Origin of the sequence: uncultured Caballeronia sp., assembly GCF_964243625.1 — a bacterium.
Taxonomy (GTDB): Bacteria; Pseudomonadota; Gammaproteobacteria; order Burkholderiales; family Burkholderiaceae; genus Caballeronia.
This window is the reverse complement of the sequence record NZ_CAXTGZ010000414.1, coordinates 1-5,459: the sequence shown is the minus strand read 5'-3', so window position 1 is coordinate 5,459 and position 5,459 is coordinate 1. Positions and strand designations below refer to the sequence as shown.

4 protein-coding genes and 2 pseudogenes are annotated in these 5,459 nt (G+C 55.3%); 3 read left to right on the top strand and 3 right to left on the bottom strand.

Annotated features, from left to right (window positions below; all coding sequences use genetic code 11):
- From ACFFAR_RS23325 to ACFFAR_RS23315, 3 genes and pseudogenes are all read left to right on the top strand, one after another.
- A pseudogene (locus tag ACFFAR_RS23325) lies at positions 1-871 on the top strand (IS21 family transposase); the annotation flags it as partial.
- A gap of 5 nt (positions 872-876) precedes the next feature.
- Complete coding sequence (gene istB / locus ACFFAR_RS23320) at positions 877-1,662, top strand: IS21-like element helper ATPase IstB (RefSeq protein WP_375508551.1); 786 nt, start codon at positions 877-879, stop codon at positions 1,660-1,662.
- Positions 1,663-1,754: 92 nt separating this feature from the next.
- Positions 1,755-1,925, top strand: a pseudogene (locus tag ACFFAR_RS23315) (transposase); the annotation flags it as partial.
- 147 nt (positions 1,926-2,072) lie between these two features.
- Here the strand turns inward: ACFFAR_RS23315 and ACFFAR_RS23310 are convergent.
- From ACFFAR_RS23310 to ACFFAR_RS23300, 3 genes are all read right to left on the bottom strand, one after another.
- Complete coding sequence (locus ACFFAR_RS23310) at positions 2,073-3,170, bottom strand: branched-chain amino acid aminotransferase (RefSeq protein WP_375508550.1); 1,098 nt, start codon at positions 3,168-3,170, stop codon at positions 2,073-2,075.
- 338 nt (positions 3,171-3,508) lie between these two features.
- Positions 3,509-4,675 carry an acetyl-CoA acetyltransferase gene (locus tag ACFFAR_RS23305; protein WP_375508549.1) on the bottom strand — a complete coding sequence of 389 codons (1,167 nt, stop codon included), beginning with the start codon at positions 4,673-4,675 and terminating at the stop codon, positions 3,509-3,511.
- A gap of 124 nt (positions 4,676-4,799) precedes the next feature.
- Positions 4,800-5,459: LuxR C-terminal-related transcriptional regulator (locus tag ACFFAR_RS23300; RefSeq protein ID WP_375508548.1), on the bottom strand; the 660-nt coding region annotated here is incomplete at its 5' end.

The window sequence follows — 5,459 nt, the reverse complement described above, 5'->3', positions numbered from 1 at the left end:
ATTAAAGCGTGTATGTACAGCCCCGAAGTACAACGCTCCTACGCATCGCTTGCCGAGGCATACGGTTTCCGGGTTGACGCTTGTCCGCCGCACGACCCCGCAAAAAAGGGAATTGTGGAATCGGGCGTTAAATATGTGAAGAAGTCCTTCGTACCGCTGCGCACGTTTCGCGATCTAAGCGACGCGAATCGACAGTTACACGAATGGATCATGCAGGAAGCCAGCATCCGCAAGCACGGCACGACCCACGAGCAGCCGCTAGCACGCTTTGCCGTCGAGAAGCCACTGCTCGCGGCACTTCCCGACGTGCCGCCTGTGCTAGCCGTGTGGAAGCAGGTCAGCGTGCATAGCGACGGCCACGTGGTGTACCGCAAGGCCTTGTACTCGGTACCGTTCACGCTGGTCGGCAAGGATCTATGGCTTAAGGCCACCGACACGGTAGTGCAATTGTTCCACCAGCACGGTCTGGTTGCAACGCATCCGCGCCTGCGCAAGCCCGGCGATCGTCATACGGTGCGAGACCATCAGCCACCGGCCGCACAGGCATGGCTCGAGCACGATCCGCAGTGGTGTCTGACTCGTGCCAGAGAGATCGGTCCCGCCTGTCTCGCGGTCGAACGACCAAGTGCTTGTGAACCTGCGCGGTGTCCAGGGCATCTTGCGACTGCGCGAGAAGGTAGGCGACCAGCGGCTGAATGCCGCTTGTGGTCGCGCCCTAGCGTTTGCAAGTCCGAGCTACCGCACCGTCAAAGGCATCCTCGACAAAGGACTCGACAGCGAGCCGGTGGCCGCGACCCCGCAAACGCTCACCGATACCTACCTGAGCGGCGGTCGCTTCGGTCGAGATCTCAACTCCCTCCTTCTGCATTGAACATCATGAATCCAAGTCCCGAACTGAACACGACACTCAAACAACTTCGTCTATCTGGTGTGCTCGACTCGCTCGAACAGCGCAACCGACAGGCTATCGACGGCAAATTTGCATACACCGAATTCCTCGCCATGCTGCTGCATGATGAAGTCGCGCGGCGAGATCAGAAGAAATTGGGCGCGCGCATCATGCGTGCCGGCTTTGCGCTAGGAAAGACACTCGAGTCATTCGACTTTGACCGCCTTCCCAAGCTCAATCGGGCGCATATCTATGATCTTTCGACCGGACGCTACATCGACGAGAAGGTCGCAATTCTAATGGTGGGTCAAACAGGCGTTGGAAAGTCGCACATTGCGCAGGCGTTGGGCCACTGCGCCGCGCGTCAAGGCCGCGATGTCGTGTTCGTCACACAGACCGATCTACTGAAGAAGCTGCATGCAGCGCGTGCCACAGGAATGTACGAGCGCAAGTTCCAACAGTTCGTGCGTGTGCCGCTGCTGATCGTCGATGACTTCGCGCTTAAACCGCTGCGCGCACCACACGACGAAGACTTCCATGATCTCGTTGCCGCGCGGTATGAGCGAGCAGCGACAATCTTGACCAATCTTGATCTGGACGAATGGGGAGACGCCTTCCCAGACAACCGTGTGCTTGGCGCCGCCACGCTTGACCGACTGCGCCACGGTTGCTATCGGATCGTCCGCGAAGGCGAGAGCTTCCGTAAGCCCAGACCAATGCCCGAAAGCGGCGAAAACGTCATTGCAAAATCGGGCAAAAAACCGCATTCTTGAAAACATTCGAAATTGCGTTTCGGGGCTACTCTGTGTGGCCTCTTTAAGCCGATCATCCCCCGCTCGATTACGCCGATCCGTGACAGCCGCGTTACGCGGTCAGTCAGGAAAAACGTAAGCGCATTGAGCAGGTGTTCGGATGGGGTAAGACAGTCGGACGCATTTGCCAGGTGATGTATCGGGGACTCAAACGCGTAAACCAGCTCTTCGTGCTGAGGAAGGTCGGCTACAACTTGACAAGTATGCGCACCCATGCCGGTTGAGAGGCACAAAACGATGGATAACGCCGATATCGGCGAACCTCCAGCAACGTCGAATATCCGCAAACGTGTTCTGCGTTTTTAAACTGCGGACCCAGCATCCGTTGCAATGCACCTGACCGCATAAACGACGGATATCTCAACGGCCTTTTAGAAAATCAAATCTAGCCAGCCATAGTGGTCAGGTGCGCGGCCATTTTGAATATTCAGCAGCGCCGTTTTAAGTCGTTCAGTTATCGGGCCGCCACTCCCGTTCCCAATTGAGAAATTGTGTTTCCGGCCTTTTACCGTTCCGATCGGCGTGACCACCGCCGCAGTTCCGCATGCGAATGCTTCCACTAAGCGTCCGCTCTTCGCGTCTGCCTGCCATTGGTCAATGTCGTACGGTTGTTCAAAAACAGTGATTCCAATGTCGCGGGCGAGGGTGATCAATGATGCGCGGGTGATTCCTGGCAAGATGGTGCCAGTCAGCGGCGGGGTTTGAATCGAGCCGTCGTCGAAAATAAAAAAAACATTCATGCCCCCCAGTTCTTCAATCCAGCGCCGTTCAGCAGCGTCCAAAAACACGACCTGGTCGCACCCCTCGCGAGCCGCCTGCGCGAGCGCCGCGAGGCTCGCTGCATAGTTGCCGCCACATTTAGCGGCCCCCGTCCCTCCCGGAGCAGCGCGGGTGTAGTCATCGGACGACCATACCGTTAGGGCTGACGCATTGCCCTTGAAGTATGCGCCAACCGGCGTCGCAACAACGCAGTACAAATACTCCGCCGATGGCTTCATGCCAAGCACAGCCTCGGTGGCGATCATAAAAGGTCGGATATATAGAGCTGAGCCTTGCGTTGAGGGGATCCAGTCCCTGTCCACGCGCACCAGTTGACGGACCGATTCGACGAACAGTGCCTCCGGCAGCGGCGGCATCGCAAGCCGCTCGGCGGAATTTCCGAAACGTCGCGCGTTTGCCTCCGGGCGGAATAAGGTGGCACCACCATTTGGCAATCGGTACGCCTTCATGCCCTCAAAGATTTCCTGTGCGTAGTGAAGGACTAGGGTTGAAGGATCTAAGCTAAATGGCCCGCGCGGTGAAACTTTCGCATCATGCCAACCGCGCGTGCCCGAGTAGCGAATTGTGACCATGTGGTCAGTGAACACGCGCCCAAAAAGCGGATTTTCCAACAATTCTTCACGTAGGTGCGCTTCAACAGGATTCTTGCTGAGTTCAATCTGAAACGAGTGCTTTCCTATGGTGTTCATCGATGTACTCCATCATTTTTGGCGAGAACCAAGGCTGTCGCCATCAAAAATTATTTGGTGATTAACTGCACCCAATTAAGTTCATTTGCAGAGCAGTGTGAGAAGAACTCTCGTAAAACTTAACAACAATTTTTGCTTGCGTCATCGCCGCCCTGCAATGGGTACCATATCGATAAGCTTAACGAAGTTATATTGAACATATGGAAGCAAGCAATCTTCGCTTTCCCTTTGATGAACCGCAAGACTACGTCGGGAAGCAAGGCATTGACCTACTTATCGGAAAAATTTCAATAACAAGTGGGACGCGTTGGTGAACCACCTGGCAGCGGTTGAATCAGTCACCTACTCCGTTCCAAGATGCTGACATAGCTAGCTACGGCCGCCCCGCCCATGTTGAAGACACCAGCTAGCGAGGGCGTCGGCAACTGCATCTCCCCAGCTTGCCCAGTAAGCTGCATAGCGGAAAGCACGTGCATCGAAACGCCAGTTGCACCAATGGGATGCCCCTTCGATTTAAGACCTCCCGAAACGTTCACCGGAAGCTTCCCGTCCCGCATCACCACGCCTTCATCAAGCATGCGATATCCCTGTCCAGCTGGTGCAAGACCCATCGCCTCGTAACTGAGCAGCTCCGCGATGGTGAAGCAGTCGTGGACCTCTGCGAACGAAATGTCATCGATGGTACATCCGGCTTTTTTCATTGACTCACTCCAGGCGCGCCTGGGACCGGCAAATTCGACTGCTCGCCTGCGCCAAAGAGGCAGATAGTCATTTACATGGACACGGGAGCGAAACGCAACGGCACGCGAAAAATCTGCTGCCGCTTCTGTCGATGCGAGAATCAACGCAGCAGCGCCATCCGACACCAACGAACAGTCGGTCTTACGCAGCGGCGGTGCGATCAACGGGTTCTTCTCCGAAATTGTGTTGCAAAATTCGAAGCCGAGATCTCGCCTCATATGAGCCCACGGATTAACCGTACCATTCAAATGATTTTTGGCCGCAATCTTTGCAAGGGCGACCGAATGATCACCATATTCGTCGAAATAATCTTGAGCAATTGCGGCGAAAATGCCCGGGAAACCTCCAGGTGGGTTGCCCGCCTCCCCGGAATACGCGCAGTTTCCAAGAACGCGTGTCACGTCCGCCCCAGTGACCGCAGTCATTTTCTCGGCGCCGATAACGAGCGCAATGTGCGCACGTCCGGCCTCGATCGCATCACATGCGCCATAAATCGCGGCAGATCCTGAGGCGCACGCGTTTTCAAGCCTCACGGCTGGCTTCCACCGGAGGCCATCTTCGCAACTAAGAGCGAGAGACGACGCGAAGATGTCGGGCACCAAGCCGCCATTTAAATTGCCCAGCCATATTCCATCTACGTCGTTCGCCGGAACTTTGGCATTCGCCATAGCCTCCCGACCAGCTCGCACAATCAGATCCTCAAGACTCAGTGCGGCGTGCTTACCGAACGGTACATGCGCCCAACCGACAATTTCCACGCCCATTTCTAACTCCAATCACGAAAAACAAAAACTTTAGTTGCAAGGTCGGCAATAAAAGCAGTCCAAACTACCGAGGGGCTCGCCAGCTTCCGCTCCTTAAGAAAATTACCTTAGGAAGTACTCTGCGCTATTGCCTCCCAAACAGACAGCCCATTAATTCTGCCGTGTTAGACACATTGAACTTTCGCATCAACCTTGCGCGGTGTGCTTGCACCGTTCGGTAACTTATGCGCAAATCACGGGCAATCCCTTTACTGCTTTTCCCAATAACGAGCAGTTGCGCGATTTCTTGTTCACGTCGCGTGATATCTTCCGCCACCCGTCGCACGGATGTTATGTCTTCAAATGACCATACCGCCGCAGCGAATGGATCATCTCGGTCGATGGCGCGCCCCGAGACATGGCACCAGAATCGACTTGCATCAAACTTACGCATGATTCGATCGTCCGAATGGACACCTGTCTCGCGCATCAAGCGAGCTGCCCTTTCTTCTAGGCTGTGGAATTCAGCAATCGAAGGATAGAGGCACTCCAGCGATCGTCCTGTCAAATCTGATGGTGAGTAACCGAATGTATCACCACACATCTGATTGCAGAGGACGATGACACGTGCCCTAGCGACAAGAAGACCCACGGGCGCCATATGAAAAGCTAGCGTCACTAAACTGGCGAGCTCTTCCGAAGCTTTAGTTGAGCCTTCTTGCGCAATCACCGCACCACGGCTCGCGTTGTCGCCTGGAATACCGCGGCTGAACTCGTAGTCCGAACGTAAAGGTCGTTCTTCCGC

Bases quoted from the DNA above. Each gene is read 5' to 3' on its own strand.
- ACFFAR_RS23310 (WP_375508550.1), bottom strand. From the start codon at position 3,170: ATGAACACCATAGGAAAGCACTCGTTTCAGATTGAACTCAGCAAGAAT.
- ACFFAR_RS23305 (WP_375508549.1), bottom strand. From the start codon at position 4,675: ATGGGCGTGGAAATTGTCGGTTGGGCGCATGTACCGTTCGGTAAGCAC.
- istB (WP_375508551.1), top strand. From the start codon at position 877: ATGAATCCAAGTCCCGAACTGAACACGACACTCAAACAACTTCGTCTA.